At 60.0% G+C, this 25,756-nt stretch carries 29 protein-coding genes; 16 read left to right on the top strand and 13 right to left on the bottom strand.

Annotation, left to right across the window (positions count from 1 at the left end):
* The first annotated feature begins 1 nt into the window (after nt 1).
* The 5 genes from ACUY3D_RS06335 to ACUY3D_RS06315 all read left to right on the top strand — a co-directional run bounded on the left by ACUY3D_RS06335 (nt 2) and on the right by ACUY3D_RS06315 (nt 2,695).
* Entirely contained in the window at nt 2–694 is a 693-nt protein-coding gene (locus tag ACUY3D_RS06335) for an SDR family oxidoreductase (protein WP_070533472.1), read from the top strand.
* 80 nt (nt 695–774) lie between these two features.
* On the top strand, nt 775–1,422 hold the full coding sequence (locus tag ACUY3D_RS06330; RefSeq protein WP_070564094.1) for a LysE family translocator: 648 nt from the start codon (nt 775–777) through the stop codon (nt 1,420–1,422).
* 19 nt (nt 1,423–1,441) lie between these two features.
* Nucleotides 1,442–1,720 carry an RNA-binding S4 domain-containing protein gene (locus tag ACUY3D_RS06325; RefSeq protein ID WP_046648682.1) on the top strand — a complete coding sequence of 93 codons (279 nt, stop codon included), beginning with the start codon at nt 1,442–1,444 and terminating at the stop codon, nt 1,718–1,720.
* Nucleotides 1,720–2,424, top strand: coding sequence for a VOC family protein (locus tag ACUY3D_RS06320; protein ID WP_070520307.1), 705 nt, complete (start codon nt 1,720–1,722; stop codon nt 2,422–2,424). The genes ACUY3D_RS06325 and ACUY3D_RS06320 overlap by 1 nt, the downstream gene beginning before the upstream one ends.
* Nucleotides 2,396–2,695 carry an MGMT family protein gene (locus ACUY3D_RS06315; protein ID WP_070520303.1) on the top strand — a complete coding sequence of 100 codons (300 nt, stop codon included), beginning with the start codon at nt 2,396–2,398 and terminating at the stop codon, nt 2,693–2,695. The genes ACUY3D_RS06320 and ACUY3D_RS06315 overlap by 29 nt, the downstream gene beginning before the upstream one ends.
* A gap of 47 nt (nt 2,696–2,742) precedes the next feature.
* Here the strand turns inward: ACUY3D_RS06315 and ACUY3D_RS06310 are convergent, their stop codons facing one another.
* Nucleotides 2,743–4,050 carry an HNH endonuclease signature motif containing protein gene (locus ACUY3D_RS06310; protein WP_257964770.1) on the bottom strand — a complete coding sequence of 436 codons (1,308 nt, stop codon included), beginning with the start codon at nt 4,048–4,050 and terminating at the stop codon, nt 2,743–2,745.
* Nucleotides 4,051–4,327: 277 nt separating this feature from the next.
* On the opposite strand from ACUY3D_RS06310, the gene ACUY3D_RS06305 reads away from it, so the two are divergent.
* Entirely contained in the window at nt 4,328–5,101 is a 774-nt protein-coding gene (locus ACUY3D_RS06305; protein WP_101736506.1) for a hypothetical protein, read from the top strand.
* 101 nt (nt 5,102–5,202) lie between these two features.
* Nucleotides 5,203–5,805, top strand: a complete 603-nt coding sequence (locus ACUY3D_RS06300) for a zinc metalloprotease (protein ID WP_101736505.1) — start codon at nt 5,203–5,205, stop codon at nt 5,803–5,805.
* A 1-nt stretch (nt 5,806) separates the two neighbouring features.
* Here the strand turns inward: ACUY3D_RS06300 and ACUY3D_RS06295 are convergent, their stop codons facing one another.
* Together ACUY3D_RS06295 and ACUY3D_RS06290 are read right to left on the bottom strand one after the other, a co-directional pair.
* The gene (locus tag ACUY3D_RS06295) at nt 5,807–6,649 is read right to left on the bottom strand and encodes a PrsW family glutamic-type intramembrane protease (protein ID WP_144676332.1); all 843 of its coding nucleotides are present in this window, start codon (nt 6,647–6,649) and stop codon (nt 5,807–5,809) included.
* Nucleotides 6,646–7,137 carry a hypothetical protein gene (locus ACUY3D_RS06290; protein ID WP_144014649.1) on the bottom strand — a complete coding sequence of 164 codons (492 nt, stop codon included), beginning with the start codon at nt 7,135–7,137 and terminating at the stop codon, nt 6,646–6,648. The genes ACUY3D_RS06295 and ACUY3D_RS06290 overlap by 4 nt, the downstream gene beginning before the upstream one ends.
* Before the next feature lie 42 nt (nt 7,138–7,179).
* On the opposite strand from ACUY3D_RS06290, the gene ACUY3D_RS06285 reads away from it, so the two are divergent.
* Both ACUY3D_RS06285 and ACUY3D_RS06280 read left to right on the top strand, forming a co-directional pair.
* Nucleotides 7,180–9,096: a M13 family metallopeptidase gene (locus ACUY3D_RS06285; protein ID WP_269948709.1), complete on the top strand. Its 1,917-nt coding sequence runs from the start codon at nt 7,180–7,182 to the stop codon at nt 9,094–9,096.
* A 14-nt stretch (nt 9,097–9,110) separates the two neighbouring features.
* Nucleotides 9,111–9,941: an alpha/beta hydrolase gene (locus ACUY3D_RS06280; protein ID WP_269948710.1), complete on the top strand. Its 831-nt coding sequence runs from the start codon at nt 9,111–9,113 to the stop codon at nt 9,939–9,941.
* Between the two features lie 2 nt (nt 9,942–9,943).
* Here the strand turns inward: ACUY3D_RS06280 and ACUY3D_RS06275 are convergent, their stop codons facing one another.
* The 5 genes from ACUY3D_RS06275 to ACUY3D_RS06255 all read right to left on the bottom strand — a co-directional run bounded on the left by ACUY3D_RS06275 (nt 9,944) and on the right by ACUY3D_RS06255 (nt 17,914).
* Complete coding sequence (locus ACUY3D_RS06275) at nt 9,944–13,288, bottom strand: arabinosyltransferase domain-containing protein (protein WP_070708106.1); 3,345 nt, start codon at nt 13,286–13,288, stop codon at nt 9,944–9,946.
* A 31-nt stretch (nt 13,289–13,319) separates the two neighbouring features.
* On the bottom strand, nt 13,320–15,272 hold the full coding sequence (locus tag ACUY3D_RS06270) for a galactan 5-O-arabinofuranosyltransferase (RefSeq protein WP_070708107.1): 1,953 nt from the start codon (nt 15,270–15,272) through the stop codon (nt 13,320–13,322).
* Between the two features lie 38 nt (nt 15,273–15,310).
* Nucleotides 15,311–16,069 (bottom strand): decaprenylphospho-beta-D-erythro-pentofuranosid-2-ulose 2-reductase, encoded by a 759-nt coding sequence (gene dprE2, locus ACUY3D_RS06265; protein WP_070520274.1) that lies wholly within the window; start codon nt 16,067–16,069, stop codon nt 15,311–15,313.
* 14 nt (nt 16,070–16,083) lie between these two features.
* Nucleotides 16,084–17,487, bottom strand: a complete 1,404-nt coding sequence (gene dprE1 / locus ACUY3D_RS06260) for a decaprenylphosphoryl-beta-D-ribose oxidase (RefSeq protein WP_070561667.1) — start codon at nt 17,485–17,487, stop codon at nt 16,084–16,086.
* A gap of 148 nt (nt 17,488–17,635) precedes the next feature.
* Complete coding sequence (locus tag ACUY3D_RS06255; protein WP_070520269.1) at nt 17,636–17,914, bottom strand: hypothetical protein; 279 nt, start codon at nt 17,912–17,914, stop codon at nt 17,636–17,638.
* Nucleotides 17,915–17,950: 36 nt separating this feature from the next.
* Here ACUY3D_RS06255 and ACUY3D_RS06250 point away from each other — a divergent pair, with 36 nt between their 5' ends.
* Genes ACUY3D_RS06250 through ACUY3D_RS06235 form a run of 4 tightly spaced genes read left to right on the top strand, consistent with a single transcriptional unit; the run spans nt 17,951 to nt 20,140 of the window.
* Complete coding sequence (locus ACUY3D_RS06250) at nt 17,951–18,373, top strand: hypothetical protein (RefSeq protein WP_070520265.1); 423 nt, start codon at nt 17,951–17,953, stop codon at nt 18,371–18,373.
* A 20-nt stretch (nt 18,374–18,393) separates the two neighbouring features.
* The gene (locus ACUY3D_RS06245; protein WP_269948711.1) at nt 18,394–19,260 is read left to right on the top strand and encodes a plasmid pRiA4b ORF-3 family protein; all 867 of its coding nucleotides are present in this window, start codon (nt 18,394–18,396) and stop codon (nt 19,258–19,260) included.
* 32 nt (nt 19,261–19,292) lie between these two features.
* A complete protein-coding gene (locus ACUY3D_RS06240; protein ID WP_070520260.1) occupies nt 19,293–19,682 on the top strand; it encodes a GtrA family protein in 390 nt (129 codons plus the stop codon).
* Between the two features lie 2 nt (nt 19,683–19,684).
* Nucleotides 19,685–20,140 (top strand): GtrA family protein, encoded by a 456-nt coding sequence (locus ACUY3D_RS06235; protein ID WP_144676344.1) that lies wholly within the window; start codon nt 19,685–19,687, stop codon nt 20,138–20,140.
* Here ACUY3D_RS06235 and glfT1 read toward each other — a convergent pair.
* From glfT1 to ACUY3D_RS06220, 3 genes are all read right to left on the bottom strand, one after another.
* A complete protein-coding gene (gene glfT1, locus ACUY3D_RS06230) occupies nt 20,137–21,042 on the bottom strand; it encodes a galactofuranosyltransferase GlfT1 (RefSeq protein ID WP_154762307.1) in 906 nt (301 codons plus the stop codon). The genes ACUY3D_RS06235 and glfT1 overlap by 4 nt on opposite strands.
* A 60-nt stretch (nt 21,043–21,102) precedes the next feature.
* Nucleotides 21,103–21,549 carry a hypothetical protein gene (locus ACUY3D_RS06225; RefSeq protein WP_154762308.1) on the bottom strand — a complete coding sequence of 149 codons (447 nt, stop codon included), beginning with the start codon at nt 21,547–21,549 and terminating at the stop codon, nt 21,103–21,105.
* A 138-nt stretch (nt 21,550–21,687) separates the two neighbouring features.
* Complete coding sequence (locus ACUY3D_RS06220) at nt 21,688–22,074, bottom strand: hypothetical protein (RefSeq protein WP_230307919.1); 387 nt, start codon at nt 22,072–22,074, stop codon at nt 21,688–21,690.
* Between the two features lie 278 nt (nt 22,075–22,352).
* Here ACUY3D_RS06220 and ACUY3D_RS06215 point away from each other — a divergent pair, with 278 nt between their 5' ends.
* From ACUY3D_RS06215 to ACUY3D_RS06205, 3 genes are all read left to right on the top strand, one after another.
* Entirely contained in the window at nt 22,353–22,946 is a 594-nt protein-coding gene (locus ACUY3D_RS06215; RefSeq protein ID WP_154762309.1) for a GNAT family N-acetyltransferase, read from the top strand.
* 77 nt (nt 22,947–23,023) lie between these two features.
* Nucleotides 23,024–23,248 (top strand): hypothetical protein, encoded by a 225-nt coding sequence (locus tag ACUY3D_RS06210; protein ID WP_448240628.1) that lies wholly within the window; start codon nt 23,024–23,026, stop codon nt 23,246–23,248.
* Between the two features lie 19 nt (nt 23,249–23,267).
* Entirely contained in the window at nt 23,268–23,915 is a 648-nt protein-coding gene (locus tag ACUY3D_RS06205) for a Fic family protein (RefSeq protein ID WP_448240627.1), read from the top strand.
* Here the strand turns inward: ACUY3D_RS06205 and wzt are convergent.
* Together wzt and wzm are read right to left on the bottom strand one after the other, a co-directional pair.
* Complete coding sequence (gene wzt, locus ACUY3D_RS06200) at nt 23,912–24,709, bottom strand: galactan export ABC transporter ATP-binding subunit Wzt/RfbE (RefSeq protein ID WP_070561654.1); 798 nt, start codon at nt 24,707–24,709, stop codon at nt 23,912–23,914. The two genes, ACUY3D_RS06205 and wzt, sit on opposite strands and share 4 nt — an antisense overlap.
* Before the next feature lie 12 nt (nt 24,710–24,721).
* Nucleotides 24,722–25,573, bottom strand: coding sequence for a galactan export ABC transporter permease subunit Wzm/RfbD (gene wzm, locus ACUY3D_RS06195; protein ID WP_144676503.1), 852 nt, complete (start codon nt 25,571–25,573; stop codon nt 24,722–24,724).
* Between the last annotated feature and the right edge of the window lie 183 nt (nt 25,574–25,756).

Genomic DNA, 25,756 nt, shown 5'->3' with positions numbered 1-25,756 from the left:
CATGGAAAAAGTGGCAGTCGTTACAGGAGCGTCTTCGGGGATTGGGGAGGCGTCGGCAAGAGCGTTGGCGGCTGACGGCTGGCGTGTCGTCGTCGGCGCGCGGCGCGTCGAGCGCCTTGAGGCCCTCGCGAACGACATCGGCGGCGAGGCATATGCCCTCGACGTAACCTCGGACGAGTCCGTGGCCGAGTTCGTTTCCCACCTCGACCGCATTGACCTCTTGGTCAACAACGCCGGTGGCGCTAAGGGCCTGGAGCCCCTCGTGGACACCACCATCGAGGATTGGCAGTGGATGTATGACGTCAACGTCCTTGGCACCGTTCGGATGATCCAGGCTCTCATGCCGAAGCTGCGGGGCGGGCTCATTATCAACATGGGATCCGTGGCCGGGTGGAACGTCTACGAGGGCGGTTCCGGTTACAACGCCGCCAAGCATGGCGTCCGCGTGATTTCTCGTGCACTGCGTATTGAAGAGCACGGCGTTCGCGTTACCGAACTTGACCCGGGCCGTGTAGCCACGGAGGAGTTTTCCCTCAATCGTTTTCGGGGTGACGCCAAACGTGCCGCACAAGTTTATGACGGCGAGCTCAACCTCACCGCAGAAGACATCGCTGAGGCAGTGCGTTGGGTGGCGTCCCTGCCGGAGCACGTCAACATTGACACCATGACTATTAAGCCGCGTACGCAAAGCTAATTTACCTGTTTCGCTGCAGGTGAGACGCCTCTTATAGTGGCATGTGTTAGTGAAAACGCATGTGAGTATGGGGGTGTTAGGTGGCTTTCAGCGCCATAGTGGCCTTGATGGGTGTGTGGTTCGCGGCGATGGCTTCGCCGGGGCCAGATGTGGTTCAGATTATTCGTTTGGGTGCGCGTTCCACGCGTGCAGCGGTGTGGGCCGCAATAGGTAGCACGACTGGCTTGATGATATGGACCGTTGCTTCGCTGGCGGGGCTTACCGCGCTGATTTCGGCCCATCCTGAAATCCTTGTGGCGCTGCAGATTGCCGGCGGTAGCTATCTGCTATGGATGGCATTTTCTGCAATAAGCAGCGGCATTAAAGAGCGTCGTGCTCCAGCAACCATGAATCCTCAACCGCGCGGGTTCACCCCGGACGGCATAATCAGACTCGGCACGGCGTACCGCATGGGCCTGGTCAGCGATCTTTCTAATCCCAAGGTGCTCATCTTCTTCGGCGCTATCTTCGCCAACTTCATCGATCCGGGCATGGGCTTGAGCGCGAATGCCACGGTTGGTTCTGTGCTGATTATTGAAAGCCTCATTATTTTTGTCGGCGTTGCGTTGTGCACCCGTGCGGTGGCGAAGTGGATGGCAAAGAACTCCGCCGGGGTAGATATCTTCAGCGGAGTCGTGTTTGCCCTGCTTGGCGTCATCATTCTGGCAGAGGGAATTCTTGCGCTTTGAGCTGGGTATGCTGGTCAACATGCTAGAAGTCTCAATTAAGGGAGAATCAATTAAGCTCGGTCAGTTCCTCAAACTGGCTTCCTTGGTCGCGACCGGGGGTGAGGCCAAAGAACTCATCGAGCAGGGTCAGGTCACCGTCAATGGGGAAGTAACTAAGCAGCGCGGAGCAACGCTGGCGCTTGGCGACGTCATCTGCGTCTCCGACACTTGCGCCCGCGTCGTCGAAGACGACGACGATTATTTTGATGAGGCTACCGCCGATGATGACTTCGACCCGGAGAAGTGGAGGAACCTTTAATGCCCGCTTTTGAAGCTGAAGTAGGAATGCCCTACTGGATTACTCTGGCCAGTTCTGATGTGAAGGCCTCCGAGAAGTTTTACTCGGCCGTGCTGGGCTGGGAATTCGAAGATGGCATCGCCCGTCTTCAAGGTCTGCCGATTGCAGAAATTGTTCCGGGCCAGGACACCTGGGCTACCTATTTCCTCTCCCGCGACTTGGAAGCCGATTGCGCCCGAGTAGAACAACTCGGCGGAAAAATCCTCGCTTTAGGTGCCCCGCTGGCGCTCGTACTCGACAAGTCCGGTGCCATGTTTGGCTTGACGCAGCCGGAGCTCGACCGCTTCGTCGCCGGCGGTGAGCCTGGCACCCCGGTGTGGCACGAGCTGACGGTCTCGGAGGATTTTCACTCAGCGCTGGACTTTTATGGTGAGCTCTTCGATTGGGAAATCCGTGGTGATGAGCATTATGCAGTTGCGGAGGAAGAAGGCGCTGCCTTCGCTGGGTTCTGGCATGCGGAAGGTTTGCCGAGTTTCTGGCAAACATACTTGGGTGTGCGGGACATCGACCAAGCAGCGAAGGCTGTTGTGGAGAATGGCGGGCAGGTTATCCGCGAGCCCCACGACTCACCATTCGGCCGATTGTGCCTGATTGAGGATTCCACGGGTGCGACGCTTACCTTGTGCGAGGTCGAGGATGCCCCCGAAGAACCCATCGAGCTCTAGGGTTGCGGAGGTCGTTCTCCGCATTCCGCCTGGCAACGTCTCCACCTACGGAGAGATCGCCAAAGTCGTAGGGGTCGGTGCGCGGTATGTGGGCTGGGTGATGTCGAAAAGCGCGGATCTGCCCTGGTGGCGGGTGGTCAACAGTACGGGCCGCGCCCATACCCCCGCCGCCCAAGCCCAGTGGGATGCCGAAGGTATTCCACACCGCGGCGACAGTGTGGTGCTCGCTGAATGCGGGCTGGATGCGGCGGACCTCAATTACCTCCTCTAAGCCGAGCACCAATGTGTTTCGTCGTTTTAAGCGACGAACCTAGTTATCTAGAAGGGGATTTCTTCATCTCCCTTGCCATAAGCGGTCTTCTTATTTGTGTTTGCTTGCTGTTCTTGGTCTAGCTCGGCTTTCAGCTCCTGAGCTTCCCGGTGCTTCCTAGCGCGGTAACCTTCAATATCTTGCGCAACGCTTCGCGCCCAGCGCTTGTTCTTTGGTGCTAGTGGCCCGGAAGGTTCCGTGATTGCCCAGGTTCCATCCTCAAAGAGCCAGACCACATCCCCGGTATCGGGGTCCAAAAAATAGAACGCCCGCCCATCGGTCTTCATGTTGTGGTGATGCTGGCACAACGCCACCATGTTGTCCGGATGCGTTGGCCCACCATCGGCGTAGTTAATACGGTGGTCTAACTGACACAGCCACGCCGGCATTCCGCAGCCAGCTGCACGGCATGTGCCATCGCGCCCTTCAACATATTTGCGAACCAACGTGGCTGGTCCGTAGCCATTAGTGGCTTCTGGCTTGGTGCTCAAGTCCCTTTTCGTTACGGCTTGTGCTGGGATTTTCTCTACCTGCCAGCCGTGCCCTTCTACATATACTGGCGCGTCTTCGACGTCACTCGCTTGATAAGTGTGGAGCACTACTCGGGCAGCTTCTGGTTCTACCTTTCCAGTCGTTAAAAGGATTAGTGCTTCTGCCATCGAGACTTCATGCTTTTCAGCAGCTGCCTTAATGGCCTCATGGATGATGATTCCAACGCTGCTATCCACCTCTAGTTCTATGGTGGCGCGTTGGTCGCGGGTGAGAATGGAATATCGATTCTTTGTGCGTTTATCCTCCACTGCGATGGAGTCGTCATGGACCTTGACAAGGTCACGCATGCGACGACGAATCTGCGACGTGGTGGGAAATACCTGATTTGGCTTCGTAGGTGTAAGCCAACGGGCCAACGCAGCGTCAATGGCGGCCACTACCTCAGTGGAAGGTTGGCCGAGTTTAGCCATGACCTGGTCGATGGCAATCAAGGCGGGTAAGTCCAGCAAAAAATCTGCATCTTGCAGGGCCTTGAGCTGGGGTAGCTCTTTCAATCGGTAAATCCCCATGATTATGCGAGCAACCGCCCCGGCCGCTTTGCCGGTCTTTAGCCCAAGGCGCATGCACGCTGTATCTGAGTCCTCGTCCAAGGCGGGAAGGATGCTAGACCAAAATTCGTAGTCTGCTTGGCGTATGGCTTTACCTCTCATGCAGACCGGGTCGTTCGGATTGGAATGAGAAAAATAGGAAACAACGGTTTCTGTAGCGGAAGACAATTCAACCCCCTCTTTTGTTAGAGATATTGAGAAGGACCGAACCCCCACTGTCCGAATCCCTTTTCGAAAAATGAGTTTATTCTGTACCGTTTGGAAAGTCTATACCCTGGCGGAAAGTTGTGATTAGAGAGGTGAATGTGCCTATTGATATTGCATTTACCCAGCCTTCCGCCGCTTTGAGCTTCGTTGGGAGGGGCTTGTTGGGTAAGAAGCTAATAAAATTACTGTTCGAACCCTAGCGTGGGGACGGGTGCGCGCTGAATCCCTTGGGCAGCGGCGCTTATGTACCAATCAAGCCTGTTGAAGCTGTGGCTTGAGTTAATCTATGAAAGTGCTTAAACTCCGCTCCCTTATTGCTGGTCTTGCGCTAGCGACCGTCGCTGCGCCATCCGCCCAGGCCCTGACGTTTGATCCTGGGAAGGTTCCGCCACGCACTCAAATGACCGTGCGCTATGCCGACGGAAACTCGGTTTCCACTGGAAATGGCCACGAGTCTCGTCCTGCGCTATCCCTCGCGAAGCTGTACCTAGGAATGTGGGTCCTGAAATATGGCGCGCCGGAGGATAAAGCGCGGGTGGAAAACATGGTTCGCTTCTCTGAGGATGGCACCGCTAGCGATCTGGAGCGGAAGTATCCGCAGGCCATACCTTCCATCATCGGGGAATATCGCTTGGGGGAGACCCATCACAACGGTTACTGGGGCAATACCACGACGTCGACGGAGGATCTCGCTCGCTTTATTGGGGTGATATTTGGCGACCCAGTTGCTGCACCGCTCATGAAAGGTATGGCGACGGCAGCGCCTGTGGCATTCGACGGATATCGTCAGGACTTCGGCACCGCGCGGATTCCAGGCATTATCGGAACGAAATTTGGGTGGTCAGATGACCGGCAGGTGCATGCGAGCGCCTCTTTCGGTCCTGGGTATAGTGTGGCGGCAAATACCTATGGATCTCCCGCGGATCTCACCGCAGATGTGCTCGGTGCGGTGGAGGTACAGCCGCAAGCGCCGAACTTGCCGACGCCCCCTCAGGACCTGCGCGATAGGGCGTGTGCGGAGCTGAAGCGCGCTGTGCCTAGTTCATCGCACGTGTGCTGATTGGCCACGGGTTTAGCTAAGTTTTACCTTTGCGGAAACTGAGAAATTAATATATTCTCGGCTACCAAATAAGCGGTTACTAACCCGAAAGGTAATTCCCTATGCGTAAGGCCCTGTCCATCGCGGCCATTGCTGTTGTGGCTTTGACCGTTGCCCCGTCAGCTTCGGCGAAGAGCGACCAAACTCGTTCGCTCATTTCCCCTGCTACATGCGCCTCCATCACTAAGTTGGCAAACGAAGGAAAGCCGGTTCCGGATCCGTCGATTCTGCACGATGCTGATTCCGTTCCTTCCTACTTCAAGAGCGGCGTGCTCAAGTACAAGGTGGCGGATAACTTCCCCTACCGCGAGCAGCTCGATGCCGCGGTAGCTGAGTGGAACGATGCTCTCGACGGCAAGGCTTCTCTGAAGGAAGTAGCGCCGTCCGAGGCCGATGATGACACCATCGCCATCATCTATAAGCCGGAGCCGAATGGTTACGTCCAGGGTACGGCCTACCCGGACCACGGGATGCTCTTCATCAAGGCGGCCACCGCTCAGTACCCAGAGGCGCTTCAGGGAACCATCGCTCACGAGCTCGGCCACATGATGGGGGCGGGCCACTCCTGCGCCCACGCCCTCATGGCCGGCGCAAACCAGAACCCCATTTCCTATCACGTAACTCCGCTTGACGCCGTGGCTGTCCTGCAGGGGCAGTTTGACTAATTCAGCGCAGGCTGGCTGAGCCGGGCGAGTGCGAGTAGGTATCGTCCGCCTTGGCTAGGCGGTGGGCGCGAAGCCCCAGGGTGATGACGATGGGGTAGAGAATGAGCGCGACCACGATGTACTGCGTGACCAGCTGCCATGTCTCATCCCACATGTAGTTCCACGCGAAGTGGAGACAGAAGGAAACAAAAAGCGCGCCCACGCCCACTCCGAGGCGCCACCACCACGTTTTGTGGGCGGCGTAAATGGCCCAGCCGATGCCAAAGCCTGCGATGGCCGTCAGTGACATGTGTAGGCCTGGGCCCGCCACAAGGCGGAGCCCCCACATCTGTAGCATGCCAATCCAATCAGACGTCGGGTGCATGACGGCGCCGAGAGAGGCGTAGAGGACGTTCTCAAAGACCTCGAAACCCCAGCCCACAAGCGCGCCGACGATGAAACCATGCCAAGGGCGGTTGAGCTGGCGGAAACTGAGTAATACAAAAACCACGCCCAGCGCCTTGGCGAACTCCTCCGGATAAGCTCCGGACCATGACATCATGGATTCTTCCCATCCCACGCCCTTGGTGAGGGAGCTGAACGGAAGTGCTGATAGGAGCGCCAAAGACACCGCGGTGCCGGCTCCCCACAGCACGCTGGCTGTGGCCCATCCCTTGGCAGGTCGCGCCCACATCGGGCTGAGGTGCCACAGATACAGCCCCAGCACCAAGAAAGCAAAGCCGATCAACAGGCTTATTAGGCCCGGCAGCGGGGCAACGAGGAAAGCACCAAACAGATTGATCAGAGCTGCAGGCAGGCAGATACCAATGATGACCCACAGCGCCACGCGGAAGATCTTGCTCACTTGAAGGCCTCCATAAACTGATCGGCGATTTCTTCTGGGTTTCCGTCTGAAAAGACGAGCTCGTAGTTGAGATCGTCCTTGGCCACGCTAAAGGCAACGACCGGGATGTATGTATACGTTCGCAGTACGAGGATGCCGTCTTGGTTTTCTACTTCTTCTTTCGGCATCGACCCGAAGGTCGTGGCGCGCACAGCTCGGCGCAGGGCCAGCTCGTCATCGTCGACATCAGAGGTGAGGTAGGCCTCGACCAAGGTATCGCCGCAATCCCACGCCTGGTTGGCCACGGAATCGTAGTTCACGCTGCATTCGACGCCGTCGATAGGCAGACGCCACTCAGGATCGTCGAGGACAACAGGCTCGGTTTCAGGATCGTGGTCCGGCAGCGCCAGGCTGAGGACGGCGGGCGTGCCGAGCACGAGGAGGGTCACCCCAAGCACAGCGAAAAACGGCCCCGTCATCTTCGCTGGCGGGAAACGATAAGAAGTCATGCACACCACACTAACGGGTACATCTGACATAGAGTGAAGTGCATGAAGGATCTGTATCAGTTTGTTAATGGCCCCTGGATCGAGTCCCACGTTATTCCCGATGACCGCGGTGTTGACGGGACTTTTCACGCGCTTCGCGACGAAGCCGAGGAACTCGTCCATGACATCGTTAAGGAAGACGAAGGCCGTCCGGGGATCGTGTATTCCTCCCACATGGACGTTGAGGGAGTGAACGCTGCGGGAACGGCGCCTTTGGCCGAAGATTTGGACAAGCTGGTGGCGGCGGACCCGGAAGAGCTGGCGCACAACCTGGGCGTGCTGGAGCGCGAGGGCGTCGGCGCCCCGGTTACCTTCTGGGTAGAAAAGGACTCCGGCTCCGAGGAGGCAGTGGCCTACATTATCCAGTCCGGCCTGGGCCTTCCAGATGAGGCTTATTACCGCGAGGAAGCCCACGCGGAGACGCTTGAGGCCTACGAGAAGCACGTCGCAGCGATGCTTGGATTCCTGGATCCGGCTCGCCTCTTCGGGCTGGGCGCGGAAGCGGCCGCTACGCGCATCGTGAATCTGGAAAAGGAAATTGCTGCAGGGCATTGGGATGTCGTGGCCTCGCGTGATGCGGTGAAGACGTATAACCCGGTGGACGTCGCCAAGCTGCCCAGCATCACCCGCGCCATCCTGAACGGTGGGGCACTGCCGGAGCACCGCGCGGTGGCCATGATGCCGTCGTATTTTGAGCACCTGGAGGGTCTGTTTACCGCCGGCCGCATGGCGGATTGGCAGCTGTGGGCCACGTGGCACATTCTGCTGTCGCGCGCGCCGTACCTTACTGAGGAGATCGGTAGGAAGAATTTCGAGTTCTACGGAACCAAGCTTTCCGGCGCTACCGAGCAGCGTGACCGCTGGAAGCGCGCCGTGGGCCTGGCAGAGAACATGGTGGGCCAGGAGATTGGCAAGGTCTTCGTGGACAAGCACTTCCCTCCATCCTCGAAGTCCGAGATGGATGAGCTGGTGGGGTACCTTACCTCCGCGTACCGCGAGAGGATTTCGCAGCTGGAGTGGATGACCCCGGCCACTCGTGAGCGCGCGCTGGAGAAGCTCTTGCAGTTCAAGGCCAAGATTGGTTATCCGGAGACCTGGCGTGACTATTCCGACCTAGAGTTTTCACCCAAGGGTGCGGACCTGGTGGCCAATGTGCGCGCAGGCAGCGCGTGGAGCCACGATTATGAGCTGGCCAAGATTGGCAAGCCGGCCGACCGCGACGAGTGGTTCGCAACCCCGCAGACGGTCAATGCCTTCTACAACCCAGTAGTTAATGACATCACCTTCCCGGCGGCGATTCTGCGCCCGCCGTTCTACAACCCGGACGCGGACGCGGCGGAGAACTTCGGTGCCATCGGCGCGGTGATTGGCCACGAGATTGGGCATGGCTTTGATGATCAGGGCTCGCAGTATGACGGCCAGGGCAACCTCAACTCCTGGTGGACGGATGAGGACCGCGCGGCCTTCGAGAAGCTGACCGCGAAGCTGGTGGACCAGTTCCAAGGGCAGGTGCCGAAGGTGCTGGAAGGCACCGATTCCGCAGGCGTCAACGGCAGTTTCACCCTGGGTGAGAACATCGGTGACCTGGGTGGACTGGGGATTGCTGTGGTGGCCTACAAGAACTACTGCGCCGACAAGGGCTTGGACATCAACGGCCAGGTCGCGCCCTTTGAGGCAGAGGGCGCTGAGCCGGAATTGGCAAAGCACGAGTACACCGGTCTGCAGCGCTTCTTCCTGGCGTGGGCGCGCGTGTGGCGCACTGCTATTCGTCCGGAGATGGCCACGCAGTACTTGGCCATTGACCCGCACTCGCCGGCGGAGTTCCGCTGCAACATCATCGCCGAGAACATCGACGAATTCTACGAGGCTTTTGATGTCGAGGGTGGACTGGTCCCAGAGGAGCGCGTCACCATCTGGTAGTACCCTTGGGGGCCATGAGTGAGTGGAATATCGGCGGCCAGGATCGCCAGCTAAGTCCAGAACAACAGCTCGAGCAGCTCTCCTCCTACATGGAGGTGCACTACCCGCTGCCGGATTTCCGCCCGCCGTGGGCCGGTGGAGGTTCGCCGGAGGCGGACCGCTATTGCGCGCTGCTGCCGGACCGTATCGTGCAGGCCTCCATGATGGTGCTGGGATCCGCGGTGGATCACTCGCTGCCCGGCACCGTTTTTACGGAAGGCGTGAGCGTTGAAGGCTCTGAGGTTGGAGCGATTTTTAGACCGTCCGAGCCGAATGGTCGCTGGGCGGTGTCGCTGCACTCCGGCGGCTGGTGGCGCGGTGACGGCAAGGCGCTAGAAATGCAATGGCGGCCCGAAGTTGCTGCCGCAGCGCAGTTGTCGGGCACGACGATCATTGATGTCGATTATCCGTTGGCGCCGGAGCACACCGTGGCGGAGATGGTTCAGTCGGTTCAGGCGGCCGTCGATTATGCGCGCGACCATAGGGCCAACCGCGTGACGGTGTGGGGATATTCCTCCGGTGGGGCGCTCGCAGCGCTGGTGCCTGCCGACGCCCTCCTCCTCACCTTCCCCGACTTTGGCGCGCTGGCCAAGCTGCCGGAGGAGATCCGTGGTGACTACGTCCTCGACGAGGCGGCGCTGCCAGCGGCATATTCCGACATCTTGGTCCAGACCGCGGCGCAGGACGAGATTGCTGAGCGCGTGGAGATCCCCGGTGCACAGACTGCGGAGTACGTGTCCATGCACCGTATTTCGACCCCGGCCGTGGCGCGTCAGCGCATTAAAGATTCGGCCGAGTTCCTGTAGTTCTACTGTTCGCCCTCGGGGCGAATCTTCATCTCGGAGTTCTTCCACAGGCCGGAGCGCTGGATGATTTCCTGGTCGATGTCCGCCTCGAGCGGGGCCTCGCCGCGGGAGTTGGTGCGCAGCTCATACTTTTCAATGGAGCCCCAGTCGCGCGCCCAATCGTTGTTGAGGTAGCTCGGGATCTCATAGGAGTAGTTCACTGCCTCCGCGGTTGCCAGCGCACCACCACCGGAGAAGGACTGGAAGTCCGTGAGGGAGGTTTGTGCGGCGGCGTCGGGAAGAATGCGGAACTGCGGGATCTCGGTCACGCCGGCGTAGTGGTCGAAGGTGCGCTGGCAGGGGAACTGCAGGGCCACGGACCAGTCGAGGAGCGCCGGGGTAGAGGAATCGAACTGGGAGTTGATGGTGGCAAGCTCCGGGACGCGCGGCGGTGTAAACGCCATCCAATCGTCCTCATCGGTGGAATCATCGACCGCGACGAGGCGCACAACGTTGGCCTCCTCTGGGAGCTCGTCTAGAGCAATGCGGAGGTTGCGCCATTTGGGGGTCGCGCCGACGTCGGAAAGCTCGGCCTCACCCTTGTTGGTGACCTTGCCATCCTTGAGCGTTCCGTACTCCAGGGTGAGCTCGGTGCCCTCCTGCTCCACTCCGTTGACGTCGTGGTGGTAAATCTTGCCGGCGGCAGCGACCGAGAGGACGGGGGTGTTTTCGCCAGGTTCCGGCAAGTTATACCACTGCGTGGTGATGGTGGCGGTCGAGCGCTGCGATTCATCGTAGGAGCCCATGACCGGGACCTTCCGGTAATCCAAGTTGAACGGCAGGTGCATCTCGGAGCCGTTGACACCCAGGGTTCCGCGCACGCCGCCGGCGGAGGAGTCGGTGACCTCGGTTGCCTTTTCCTCGGATTCGGTGAGATCCTTCTGTTCATTGGACGTCGCCGAGTCCTCACCGGTGGTGTTGGCAATAGCGCCTACCGACGCCGAGTTGAGGTTCTCCGGCTCAATATCTTCCTTGATCATATTGGGGCCGAAACCGAAGTTGTCCTCCTTCTTGTCAACGAGCGAGTCCTGGAATTCGCCCTCGACCGGAGTGAGGAAGGATTCATTGGTGTTGGTCTCCACCATGGTGGAATCCGCCAGCGAGCAGGTATCGCCGCGCAGGGAAGTCAGGTTGCCCTTGCCCACGGAGTAGGAATCCGCCTGGGCCACGTAGCCCTTGGCAAAGGAGGCACACGAGAAGGCCACGATGATAATGCAGGCCGCCGCAATCGGTGCGGACATGACACCCGCCCAGCGCGAGACCTTGGCGGCATTGGCGGCCTCGAATTCCTCGAGGGTGCCGGCGGTTTCGGCCTTGTTCTTGCGATAGCTGTGAACCAGGGACTGGTAGAGGCCAATCGCCAGGACCACCATGGCGATGGCCAGCACCACGGTGTTGGCCTCGATGCCCTTGAACTGCACGGTGCGGTCCCACCACGGGATGCCGAAGGAGGATACGTACCACCAGGCGTTCCAGCCGCCCAGGGAGATGGCCAGGAGGAAGATCACCGCGGCGATGGAGAAGGTCCGGGCACGCGGGGAGCGCATGGCAATCTGGGAAAGAACTACCGAGCCGAGCGCGGCGATGACGCCGGCGACACCGGCGTAAATGCCGAAGTGGTGCGTCCACTTCGTCGGCGTGAACATGAGGAAGAAGGCCGAGAGCGCCATGATGGCCAGCAGGCGCTTGGTGGGATCTGCCTCCGCACCGACGACGCGGTGGTCCTTGATGAAGGCATAGATGATGAGCGCCAAGCAGAAGAGCATGGTGAACATTGCAAAGCGGCGCGTCAGGGAGCCGTCCACGGAGGGCTCGAAGAGCGTGGAGTAGCGCACGAACTCCGAGTACCACGGCAGGGACGGGCCGACCGCGGAACGCACGCGAGTGGATTCGAGGACCGACGCTAGCGTTTGGTCCCCGAAGGCAGCGACCATGACAGCGGTGCCACAGGCAAGGAACGGGGCGATGAGAGCTGTCCAGCCGATCTGGGGAGCGCGCTTACCCATGATGCGGAACAGGGCGGGCAGGCAGACCAGGAAGATGCCCACTGCGGTGAGGCCGGTGGGGCCAGCGGCCAGGGTGATGGTGGCGATGATGGTGCCCACCGCTGCCGGAAGGAGGCGCTGGGTGGAGATGGCGCGCTCGAAAGAGGCCCACGTCAGCATGACGCCGAGGGCCACGATGGGCTCGGGGCGGATGCCGTTGTTATAGGGCAGCCAGAAAGCCAGGAACATGAACGCGGCGGTCCAGTGCGCCAGGCGGCGCTCGTTGACGCGAGCGCCGAAGCGCGGAAGCATCTCGCGCGACAAGATAAACCAGATGATGAGCGCTGAGATAAGCGCAGGCAGGCGCACGATGATAGACGCGCTGGAGAATTGCGCCAGCCATGCCACGAGGTCGTAGTACGGCGCACCGAACGGGGCCTCGGGGACGCCGTACCAGCGGTAGTAGTTCGCCATATAGGTCGCGTGATCGGAAACGCGTCCCATGGTGAGGATGAAGCCATCATCGGAGGTATTAGCACCGAAGATGTACCACCAGCCGAGAACAGCCGCCACGACGCCATCGAGCGGGCGGATCTGCTTCCAGGTTTCGGGCATGAAGCCACGGCGTTTGCCATCGAGGCGGTCGATTCGCCACAGGCAGACCAGGCTGATGACCACCATGGTCAGGCCCAGCCACATGGCGATGAGCTTGAGCGGTGTCGGGGAGGAGGTGAAGCGGGAGTTGATCTCCACGTGGATGCGGAGGTCGTCGCCAAGCTCGGCGAGGGCTTCCGGGGAATCGTCGATCTCGGTATAAACGCCGGTGACCTGAGGGCGGAGATCCTCCTCGGAGGTCTCTTTGTGCTTGCCCAAGGAGACGGTGGTGCCGTCACCGGTGGATTGGATGCGGAGCGTGGAGTCCTCAGGCAGCTTCGCCACCTGCTCGGCCGTGAGAGAGAAAATGACCTCATCGAGGCTGGTCACCGAGAGACCATCCTCGCCGGCGCGGACAAACATGCCGCGGTTGGAGGCCTTCTTGGACTCTGGGGGCACGGTGCCGTAAAGCAGGTCCTGGCCATCGCGCAGCTTATCGACGGCCTTCAGAGGGATCTCTGCATCGATCTCCTCCGGCGCCACCGAGATGAGCGGGGCGTTGATGGACTGCAGGGAGTCCTGCTGGGGCCAATCGAAGGAAGATTGGGTTTGGTTCACCGGCAGCAGCGGCGTGGCCACAAAGCACAGGAAACCGATGAATCCAGCGATGATGGCGGTGATCCGCAGGGACTGCGGTGCTCGCAGTGAAGAGGTATTCCGATCTGACACGGCGATCAGTCTACGTCACCGCCATGGCTTATTAAGATCTGGCCGCGACGACGAAGGGACCAATCTGTTTAGTGGTCCAGCCCTCTTCAAAGACCTCCGGGTTGAAGAACACCGCGCGGTAGCGCACGTTGGGCTGATTGGGGTAAATGTCTTCTGCCAAGTGCGTCTTGTATCCATCCCCGGGTTCTTCGATATCACCGCGGAAGATGAGCACGTCTGGGCCGCGCCACGGTGAGGACTCGAGGGAATGCGAGAATTCCTTCGGAGTCTGGTCCCAGGAATTGGAAGCCCACTCTTCAATCTGCAGGTTACGGGTGCTGAACTCTCCCAACGGGTTGGCATAGTTGCTGGTGAAGGCGTTAAATCCGTAGTAGGGGTTGTAGGCCATGAAGAGCTTTTCGTCCGTGAGGACGACGGTGTCGTCGGCCGCGTAGCCCTGGGCGTCGATGAACTCACGGATCTTTCCGTAATTAGCGGAAGAATCGCTGGTGTAGCGGTCCGCGCGCTCCCCGTAGCCGTCGGTATCGGTATAAGCGTGATCCAAGGCGGTCACGTTCGTCGCGGGGATCTGCTGCGCATAGTAAATACCGCCCAGCCCCATGATGATGGCAAAGACCAGGGTCACGCGCTTGCTGGTGGTCTCAGTAATGCCCGCCGGGTAGAGCGTGGGCAGGCCCATGAGGCGGACGTCGGCCAGCGCGAGAATGCCCGCCGTGGCGAAGAGCACCGCGACCATCAGCTCTAGGCGGAAGCCCAACAGCGTGCTGCCGGCAAGAGTCATGACCATGGAAGCCAAAGTCCACAGGTAGGTACCGACGAGCGCGGTGCCCATAGCTCGGATTTCGGGTTCGTCAACGCGCAGGATGAGATAAATAAGGCCAATAAGGCTGAGGGCGCCGATGACGGACAAGGAGAGGAAGGGCGCCGGGATTTGGGTGCCCTCCTCCGGCAGGTAGTGCTGCGCGGTGGATTCTAGCGGGGCGGTGGCGTGCAGGACGGCGTGCAGATATGGTGCCCAAGCAATCGCGGCGATGGCCAGGGAGCCGGCCGCGATGGCCGCGAGGCGCACGAGGGGAGTCCACGTACGATCGGCCACGCACGTGACGAGTGCAATGAGGCTGACGATGGTAAGCGCCACGGCTCCCGTGTACAGCGTGTAGAAGCAGGCGGAGATTCCGAGGTAGATGGCGATTGCGGCGGCGGAGAACCACGAGGAGCTGTAGAAAGCGTGCGAACACAGGACAGCTACCGCTGGTACGCCCATTGCGATGACCGCGGAATACGGTTCTTCAGCGCCGATGGTCAGGGTCACCGCTGTGGTGGTCAAGGCAATGGCGGTGGCCACAGGTAGGGAACCGGCAAGCCGCTGCCACAGAGGAACCAGGATGCACCCGGCTACGGCCAGGGAGATGAGGCTCCAGGGTTGGTAGACCTCCCAGCCGGGCATGTTGAGGATGTTGGCCAGCCGCCCGCCCAACCAGAACCAGCCCAACGGGTAGAAGGTGGGCAGGCCTTCGTAGTTCATGTCCGCATAGGAGCTGGCTTCCGTGACGCGGGTGAGGAACTGGGTGCGGAACACCTGATCGACCTGGACGCCGTCGAGCCAGAGGCGCGAGGCCGAAAGGGGCAGGCCGATGCTGGTTAGCGTGAGTAGCGCTGGGGAGATGTAGCACAGGGCGGTGGTCAGCCACGTCCGCCACCGGGGCCGCGGCGAGCTGCCAATGACCCACCACACGCATAACGCGCCCACCAGGAGGACGGTGAGCGCAGTTCCCGCAGTGCTCAGCGCACGGGTCACCATCGACGTACTGAACGCCGGGAGGGAGACCGTCTTAAAGGCAAAGAAGCCAAGAAGCGTGACAAGGCCGCCACCTAGAGCGGCGGCGGCGATACCCACGAGGGTGGCGCGACGCGATAGGCGGTCGACGTCATATTCCATGGTGGGGGACACGGCGGGAGACGACATGGTGGGAGACTCAGTCATGTAAGTAGTTTCCCACACGCCGTGGACTTAGCGGAACTTTAGAAAGGCAGCTTCCGGAAGATCGCCTGCGGGATGAACTTGAATCCCAAGGACACGTACTCAAACAGCGGGTGCACGAAGATGGACTGCTTACCGTCCAGGACCGCCTTGACGGTGGCCTTGGCCACGTCGGATACGTTGACGGTCAGTGGCGCTTCGCCGGCTTCCGCCGACATCTTGGTGCGGACCTGGCCCGGGCGGACCACGAGCACGTTGGCGCCGGAGCCGCGCAGGGCCTCACCGAGGTTGATGAAGAAGCCGTCCACGCCGGCCTTGGAGGCGCCGTAGACAAAGTTGGAGCGGCGCACGCGCATGCCGGCGACGGAGGAGATCGCCACGATGGTGCCGTGGCCCTGCTCCTTGAACTTCTGGCCGAGCAAGACGCCAAGGGAGACCGGTGCGGTGTAGTTGGTCTGGGCGGAGGCGACGGCCTTGGCCTGGTCCTGCCACAGTTCTTCCTGGTCACCGAGGGTGCCGAAGGCGATGATGGCGACGTCGACATCGCCGCGCTCAAAGGCGCGCTTGACGACGTCCCCGTGGCCCTCGAAGTCAGTCGCGTCAAAGTCGATGACCTCGACGTCGCCGCCGCGGGACTCGATGGTCGCGCGGGCATCCGCGATGCGCGGGGAGTCGGCGCGTGCCGCGAGGGTGACCTTGGCCGGGCCGCGCTCGAGGAATTCTTCGACGATGCCCAGGCCGATTTCGGAGGTGCCGCCGAGAAGGAGGATGTGTTGTGCTTGGCCTACTGCATTCAGCATGAGGTGATTCCTTTCTAGTGCAGCTCGAGGCGGCGGGACATATCGGAAGCGAAGACGCCGGTCGGGTCGATGTCGTTGCGGGTCTTGAGCCAGCCCTCGAGGCCCGGGTACATCTTGTGGAAGTTCTCCGCCGAGGTGCGGGACTCCTTGGCCAGGTAGAGGCGGCCGCCGAATTCCATGACGCGCTTATCCAGATCGTCGAGGAAGGCGCCCAGGCCCGGCTTGATGGGGAAATCCACGCAGACATTCCAGCCTGGCATCGGGTAGGACAGCGGGGCCTTGTTGCCGGGGCCGAAGAGCTTGAACACGTTGAGCGCGGAGTAGTGGCCGGAGCGCTGCATGTCCCGGATGATTTCCTTGAAGGGCTCGACGGCGTCGGTCGGCACCACGAACTGGTACTGCAGGAAGCCGTTGGAACCGTAGCCACGGTTCCACTCGCCGATGAGATCCAGCGGCTGGTAGAACTGCGTGAGGTTCTTGACCTGGTTACGCGCCGGGGCGCCCATGAGGTAGTAGGCCTCACCGATAGCCATGAGGGAGAGCTTGTTCATGGTGAAGTTCGGGAAGATATCCGGAACCGTCATCAGCTGCGGAGCATTGAACTTCAGCGGGTCCTTCGCCAGCTTCGGGGCGAGCTCCTCGAGCTGCTCCAAGGTGGCCAAAGAGCCGCGCGAAATGGTGGAGCGGCCCAGCTTCGGCTCCGGGGAGATGACGTCGAACCACGCGGAGGAGTACGTGTAGTTGTGCTCCGAGCCATCGGAGTGGAAGGCCACGGTCTCATCGAGGTTATCGGTGCGGTCGGTATCCGCGATGAAGTAGGCGGTTTCCGTCTTGGTCATCTTGATCTGCGCGCGCAGGATGATGCCGGTCAGGCCCATGCCGCCGACGGTGGCCCAGAACAGTTCGCTGTTCTCACCTTCCGGTTCCAGGTGGAGGACGCGGCCGTCGGCGACGAGCAGCTCCATGGAGGTGACGTGGTTACCAAAGGAACCGGCGGAGTGGTGGTTCTTGCCGTGGATGTCCGGGCCGATAGCGCCGCCGATGGTGACCTGGCGGGTACCCGGCAGGACAGGAACCCACAGGCCGTAGGGCAGAGCGGCCTTCATGAGCTGGTCAAGGGTGACGCCACCGTCGACGTCGACAATGCCCGACTCCGGATCGATGGAGTGGATCTTGTTGAGGGGTTGCATGTCGATGACGAGGCCACCGGCGTTTTGCGCGGGGTCACCGTAGGAACGGCCCATACCGCGGGCGATGACGCCGCGGCGCAGGTGGGCGGGCTTATCAGCGTTGTCCTCAGCCACCTGGGCGACGGCAGTCTTGATGACGTCGACGTCTGGGGTGGACAAAACGTGGGCGGTTGTCGCCGCCGTGCGGCCCCAACCGTGGAGGGACTTCTCAGTAGTATGCAGTTCCATCTCTTACTCTTTGATTCGATGTGATGGGTCGGTTCTCTACCCTACCTAGGTGACAGTGCCTGTGGCGTGAGTGAAAACGTGAGATTAGGTACAAAAGCCAAGTAAACGGAACATGTGTACTGTCCGGTTATGTGGTTTTAGTTCGGAATTAGTACAGATCCATAATCTCGCGGATCTCTTCCGGCAGCTCTTCCTGGGAGGTGATCTCCGGGCCGTCATACTCACGGAGGATCTCGTAGACTCTTGCCCTTGAGACGGAATCGAGGATGGGGAGTTCCTCGGCGATGAGCCGCGTCATGAAACCATTGAGCGGCAGCGAGGTGTGTTCGGTGGCCAGATAGTGGCCGTGGCGTTTGTCTTCCTCGGCGCGCTCATCTTGCGCTGCTCGCTGGGCCGGGGTGAGGTGCTCTTTTTTGGAGGAGTACATGCACGGTAGCCTACCGCCCGCCTAAAGTGGGGCGGTATGACTTCTCCCAAGCAAGACAATTATGCGCTGGATGACACCCTTGCCGGACGCATCACCCAGGCTGCGGCCGTGGGCATCATGACCGCGTTCCCTGACTGGATCAAGAATAAGACTGCGCTCGTTTTCGCCTACGTGCTGTCCTTCCTCGGATTCGGCGCGCTCGTGGCTATCACTAATGCAGAGAGCCATGAGGACCGCCCGGAGCCGGAGACCCCCGACGTTCCCGTGTGGGCCATCCCAGTTGCCTTCGCCATTCTTGTGCTGGGTGGATGGATCACTGTGAAGACTGAGCAAAGCGTGGTCCGGTTTATTCGCCGCCGTGGGGCGGCAAAACCCTGGACGGTATGGGGAGGAATTAGTGCTGCCATCGTCCTCATCCTTAGCGAGCTTGAAGCACGCGAGCTCACCGCGCGTAACTAAAAATGCGTATGGTGGGGCACATGAGCTCACAGGTCACAGATTTGGCGCAGGTCCGCGCCAATCGTGGTGAAACCCTCCTGTGCCAGGTATCCAATGTTCGCGCAGAAGCAGAGGTTCACCGCCAGATCGGTTTCTCTGACGCGCTCACGTTGGAAGAGCTCCACCACATTCTTGAAATCTGCTTCGGGCTGCCGCAAGAGGATTCACCGTGGCACTTCTTTGAGCACACAGATGCCCGCGGCCAGCGCATCGATCCGAGCCACACCGTGCGCGAATTCTTGAGCCGCGAAGGCGAGCAGGTTGATTACGCCTGGGGGCTGTGGGACTTCGAAATCGTTGTGGTGGAGACCTACCCGCGCGATAGCGGGACGCCGGAAGCCCTGTGCGTGGGCGGTTCCGGTTCTTTCCAGACTCCCTTTGATCTCACCGCCGTGAATGCGGAGCTCACGGGCCAGGAAACCATCGATGAGGTGTTGGATCTTGTCATTAGTCCCGTCCGCGCGCTGATTGAGAGAACCCGTCTCTACGACTTCGTTCCGCTCCTCCAAGCACTGGATCTGAAGCGGGATGTAAGCATTGATGCTCAGGCGTACCGCCAGCTGCGCACCTTGCCGCGCGAGGTGACGAACGAGGGCAAGGATGCTTTCTGGTCCATGGCTCTAGCGCTGTCCTGCATGGGCGGGCGCGAATTGACCGATTCCGTAGCGGAAACGTCCATGGCCGCTCTGGGGTGGGTCGATGATGATGGTGAGGAGCTGCGCGGCCCGGAAATTCGGGAGCTGTGCTCGGCTTCGCTGAGGGTTTTGTCATCCCTGGGCGCCTATGGCGAAGACGCCGTCGCGCCCGTAGACCGCCTGGACATTTACCGCGCCCTTGTCCGCGGGTAGAGTATTTCGCCGTGACTGAACCTACTTCTAGCATGAAGACCCAGCTCGTGCGCTTTGTGTCCGTTGGTGTTTTCACCGCGGCGATTGATTACGGCCTGACCCTCTTCCTTACTTATTTGGGTCTGCATCGTTCCCTGGCGAAGGCGATCGGTTGGGTCTTCGGCACCATCGCCGCCTATGTGGCGAATGCCCGGTGGACTTTTGGTGCTCAGGTTTCCGGCCGCACCGCCGGTGCCGTGGGCTTGCTGTACCTGTCCACCTTTGCAGTACAGAATTTCCTGTATTGGGTGCTCAACGCCCCACTGATCAGCTTGGGCTTTGAAGGCGCTGTCAAGGACACCATCGCCTTCGTCATCGCGCAGGGCGTGGCCACGGTGACCAACTTCGCCATTCAGCGCGCATTTATTTTTAAGGGCAAGTAACCATGCCTGATCGCGCCGAACGCCTTTCACAGTCGAATTCCCTGCAGGCGCAGGGCGCGAAGTTCGCGATCACGGGAGCCATTGCCGCGCTTATCGACGTCTCCCTGACCTGGCTCTTTCAAATTGGTTTAGGGTTATTCGGCGATGTGGCCTCAAGGACCGTTGGCTTTGCCGCCGGCACCTTCGTGGCTTATTTATTGAATCGACGGTGGACCTTCAACGCGCGGGCATCGAAGCGCCGCTTTGCTGCCGTGTTTGCCACCTACGCCATGACCTATGCGATCAACATTCTGTTGTATCGCTGGGCCTTCCCCTTTTTCGACCACACGCTGGACTGGCCTTCGTCCTGGGCGCTGGCAGTGGCTTTCGTGATTGCCCAGGGCACAGCAACGCTGATCAATTTCTTTGTGCAGCGGTGGGTGATTTTCCGCAGCACGCGCAAGTCTTTTGAGTTTTAGGGCCGGCGGAAATCTTCCTTACGGCCGCGGTTGTGCAGGCGCAGCCACTCCATAAAGCCCTTCACGTCATGCTGCTGAACTAGGAAGAACCAACCAAAGCGCGCGAATTCCTGGGGAAGAAGCTTGCGCATACCGCGTTGCCACAGCAGGTAGCCGCGGTTGCGGTAGGTAAAGAAACGCTTGAACTCGCCCTCCGGGTATTGCGTGTGCATCTTGCCGCCGAGGATGGGCTTGAACTCATCGGAGCCGTCTGGGTGTAGGTAGCTGGTGGTCAGCGCGGTGCCGAAACTCAAGCCTGAGTTGACCAGGCGGCGGTGGTACTCCACCTCATCGCCGCGGATGAATAGGCGGTAGTCCGGCACGCCGATGATTTCCATGGCCTCGGCGGAGATGAGTGCGCCGTTGAACAGGGAGGCGATGCCAGGGAGAAAATCACCCTCCAGCTCGCTCATGTAGCGGCGCCACACCAGGCCCTGGCGCAGGGGAAAGGCAAGCTTGGCGGGCTCGTTGATGTTGCACACGGCGGGGGAGACTTCGTGGAGGTTATTCTTATCGGCGACTCGGTAGAGCTCCTCCAGCACCTGGTGGTCGGCGGGGCGGCCGTCGTCATCGGCGCACCACACCGCATCCGCGCCGAGGGCCAACGCCGTCAGGAAGCCCAACGCGAAGCCTCCCGCACCGCCGAGGTTGGTTTCGGAAGGCACGTAGACGCCGCACTCGCCGGCCAGTTCGTGGAGGAGATCCTCTACTGCCTGCTCCGCACCGTTATCGACCACGATGACCCACTGCACCGGGTGTGTCTGGTTCACCACCTGCTCAAGGGAGGCGCGTAGCAGCTCCACGCGCTGGTGGGTGACGATCACAGCGGCCGTCGTTCCGGCCTGGGACAAGGTGGCAGTCATGGGTTCTATTGTGCCACCCGCATGTGGCGCTCAGGTGCGTGACATGGAGGTGGCAAAGGTTTAGGCGTTGAAGCCCGGAACCTTGATGAAGCCGGAGTTCACAGCATTGACGACGCCAGCAATGAGGCCCAGCACAATCGCGGCGATGGAGGTGCCAACGAGGATCTCAGCGGTGGTGCCCACCGGGTATTCCTTGGCGGTGTCATTCTTCAGGGAAGACATGGCAACATCCTTGGCGGAGCCGGCAGTCTCTAGGCCTTCCTTGATTTCTTCAAGGGTGCTGCTGCCTTCCTTGCTGCTGATAGCCTCAGCGCCCTTCTCGATGCCGTAATCCACGGAGGAGGCGAAGCCGTCACCACCGACGGCTTCCTTGAGTCCTTGCTTCAGGATGTAGCCAAACACCTCGCCCTCTGAGACCTCGGAGGAACCCTTCTCGGCGGCGGTAGCCGGGGCGATGGACAGGGACAGTGCAGTGGCGGCGGCAACGCCAGCGGCGAAACGCTTCATGGAGGTTCTCCTTAAGAGAAAAGTAGAGGCAGTGATAGCAAAGATAGTGATGAAGAAAAGGTACGCGATAATGCAAAAGCCCCAGCCCACAACGGACTGGAGCTAGAAGTTCAAAGCTAAAAGCTTGATGCGTTCAGATTAGAACGGAAGGGAAACGCCCGGGATGAGACCGTTCTGAACTGCGGTGTAAGCAGCGCCGAGGACGGCTACTGCAACGCCGGTTCCCCAAAGAATGTCGAAAGTGGTGCCTAGCTTCCAGCCGTTCGCCGCGTCAGACTTGAAGGAACTGAATAGTGGCGAGCGGTTTCCGTCAGCCTTGCTGTTCTCAGCGATCTCCTCTACGGAGGAAGTCATGCCGTCCTGACCAGCTGCTTCTTTCACGATGCTTCCGACAATGTAGCCAGTAGTGTAGGAGTCGTTGGAAGAACCATTCTGAGCATTCGGGTCACCGGCAGCAGAGGCAACACCAGTGGACAGGGACAGTGCGGTAGCAGCGGCAACAACGCCGGCGGCGATACGCTTCATGATAGGGCTCCTTAGAGTTAAGAGAGAACAGTGCCTGTGATTCAGGCTCTCGAAAATTATAGATTGAAAAGAACTGAGAAAAAGAAGAAATCGGAAAAGTTTCTATCATTATTCACCCATACAGGGGTATGCATTCTTCCAGCGCATGGGCCTAATGGAGGGTTTTGGCACAGGGCTAGATGCTTTTGATCGCAAAGCAATCGTGATCTTTTGCGGTCTAGAATTCGCTTTATTATCGCAGGTTATTGTAAGGATGCCGCACAAAGTACAGTGAACTCATGACCGTGAGAAGCGTTGAAGAAATGTGGGCTCCTTTTAGGCTTTCCATCCACGTAGGTGAGCTGACCCTGCGGGTGCTGCGTGATGATGACATCGCGGCCATCTATGGCGTTAGCGCTGCTGAGATTTTTGGGGAACCGCTTCCGGAGTACACGTTCCCGTGGCTGAGGCAGAAGCCTGACCCGAGCTTCCGGTGGGCGCACCGCGCGCAGATGTCCCCAGAAGAATGGTCTCTCGACTTCGGAGTGCACTTAGGCGGTGAGGTCATCGGCTCGGTGGATCTGCGGGCGAAGGATTTTTCCGAAAACCGCGAGGTGAAAACAGGATCCTGGATTTACCATCGCCTCCAAGGCCGCGGAATTGGTACGCAGATCCGCCATGCCGTTGCGGTTTTCTGTTTTGATTACCTCGGTGCACGCCGGTTGCGCTCTGAGTGGGAGCCAGGCAATGAGGCTTCCCAGGCAGTATCGCGAAAGCTGGGCTACACCATCGACGGCAACACGGCGGTGTTGTATGCGGAGGATTACCGGCCGGGGTCGGACGTAACGGTGGCCGGAATGAGCGAGGAGTTGCGCGAGCTTTTGAGGTTTTAGCTTCGCATATCGATGGATCTTTCCGTGAAAACGTGAACCTTCCTACTCTATTTCACGGAAACTTGTAGAATATTTGCATGCTCAACGCGCGGACCACCTCAAAAATCGACGCTCTTCTTGATCAGTATGCGGCGTTGCGGGAGGACGCCCCCGAGGCCGTCGCGGAGATTGCACGCGCAGAAGTGGCGGAGTCAGTGTATAACTCGAACGCCATTGAGAATTCCACGCTGACCTTGGAAGACACCGAGAACATCCTGTCAGGGTTTACTGCTGGGCCGCATGATTTGCGGGAAGCTTTTTAAGGCTAAAAACCTGGCGGATGTGACTGAGGAGCTTATTCGGGGCGTCGGTAAGCTCGATGCAAACCTCATTCTGCGATTGCATGGCATGTTGCTTCGCGGCATCAATGACGACTGGGCGGGGCGCTTTCGTCGAAGGGGGGAGTGGGCTCGCGTGGGCGCTCATATGGGGGCCAACTCTGAATACGTGGACAGGCTGGTGGACACAGCCATTGCCGAATACTACGAGGACACCAGCTTCTTTGTTGACCGAATCGCGCGGTTTCATGCGGAATTTGAAACCATCCATCCTTTTTCAGATGGCAATGGGCGCATCGGGCGCGTCATTATCAATCAACAGCTCTTGGAGCTAGGGGCGCCGCCCATCATCATTCCGAACAAGGGAAAAGAGCGCCATTATTACCCTGTGTTCCGTGGCTACCCAGTTAGTGGGGACTGCTCTGCGCTGAGCACGCTCATCGCGCAGCAACTCATCGAGTCCCTACACAAGCGCATAACGCTCATGACCGCGCCGAAGGTGATTCGCCTATCGGAATGGGCAAAGGCTAATGGCGTTTCTGGGTCCGCGGCCGCCAATAAGGCGGCGCGGGGTACCATCCCGGCCTTCCGACAGCGCGGAACGTGGATGATTGATGCGCAGTATGGCAGTGACAACAAACGCAGTGGCTAGGCGTTCTCCTCGTTGTCGAAGCGCTTGCGCAAGTCCCGCACGTACTGGCCCACCTCAGGGCCTTCGTACTCGCCGACGACCTCGGAGACCTCGCCCACCGAGCGAATCTGGCCGTGGTCGATCCACAGGGCGGTATCGCACAGCTGGGCCAGGAAGTCATTGGAGTGGGAGGCAAAGACCAGGATGCCGGAGCGCTTCACCAGGTCCTGAAGACGGACGCGGGCCTTGGCCATGAAGGCGGCGTCGACGGCGCCAATGCCTTCGTCGAGAAGCAGGATCTCCGGCTCAATGGAGGTCACCACGCCCAGCGCTAGGCGCACGCGCATACCGGTGGAGTAGGTGCGTAGCGGCATGGAGAGGTAATCACCCAGCTCAGAGAATTCCGCGATCTCATCCATCTTGGCCTTCATCTGCTTGATGGTCTGGCCCAGGAAGAGGCCGCGGATGATGATGTTGTCGTAGCCGGAGACCTCCGGGTCCATGCCCACGCCGAGGTCGAAGACGGGGGCCACGCGCCCGCGGACATCGGCGGCGCCGCGGGTGGGCTCGTAGATGCCGGAGAGCAGGCGCAGCAAGGTTGTTTTGCCCGCGCCGTTGTGGCCAACGAGGCCGACGCGATCGCCCTCGCGCAGGTGGAGGTTGATGTCCTTGAGTGCTTCCACCATGACCACGTTCTGGTCATTCTTGCCAATGGAGCCACCGGCCGTGGAGAGCATCGCCTTCTTGAGAGAGCGGGACTTGGCATCAAAGATGGGAAAGTCCACGCAAGCGTTATACGTATCAATGGAAACCATGGACGATCCTTTCTAGACCCAGTAGGAGACGCGGAAGCGCCACTGGCGCATGGCCAGGCCGGCGATGAGCAGGCCGGCGACGGTGCAGGCGATGACGATGAGCCAGTGATAACCGGCGACAGGCTCGCCAATCATGGGGGCGCGGATGATCTCCATGTAGTGATACAGCGGGTTGATCTCGGCGATGCGCGCGCGGCTGGCCACGGCACCTCCCTGATCCTTCAGGGTGTTGGTCATCCACACGATAGGCGTGACGTAGAAGAGCAGCTGGGTTAGAGCCTCCAGCAGCGGGGCAACGTCACGGAAGCGGGTGGCAATGATGCCGAAGAACATGGCCACCCACACGCCGTTCACCAGGAAGAGTGCCAGTGCCGGGATGAACAGGAAGAACTCCCAGCCCAAGTGGCGCGGGAAGATAAGAATGAGCAGCAGCCAGATGATGAGGTTGTGGCCCAAGAAGAGGGTTTGCCGCCAGACCAAGCGGTAGACGTGCACCGACAGTGGCGCGGGCAGCTGTTTGATTAGGCCCTCGTTGTCGATGAAGACCGTCGAGCCTTCTTTGATGGCGCCCGAAATGAAGTTCCACATAATCAGGCCCACGGTCACGTGGGGCAGGAACTCCGCCACGGGGATCTGGAAGAGCATGGAGTACAGCAGGCCAAGCGCCGCGGCCATCACGCCGGTCGCGATGGTGATCCAGAACGGACCCAGCACCGAGCGGCGGTAGCGCTGCTTGATGTCTTGGATGCCCAGCTTGAACCACAGCTCGCGCTGGCGAGCGCCTTGCAGGAGATCGGCGAAGGCCGCCGACATGGTCATGGAACGCGAGGCCGGCTCCTCGCCGGGTGCAGGCGCGGAGGTCATGCGGGCGACGTCGTCACGCAGGTTTTTCTTGTCTTGCACGCCCTTCACCCTAGCGCGCACGTCCCACAAACACCTACACACACGCCCGTAACCTGGGAAAACACGGGCGAGCTGGGAAAACCGAGGGTTAGGAAAGATTCAGGTGGGGCGTATAGAGTAGGGGGCGTTCATCCGCATCGGAAG

The organism is Corynebacterium guaraldiae (assembly GCF_053480195.1).
Note: the sequence above shows the minus strand (reverse complement) of the source record. Positions and strands in the feature narration are given on the sequence as shown.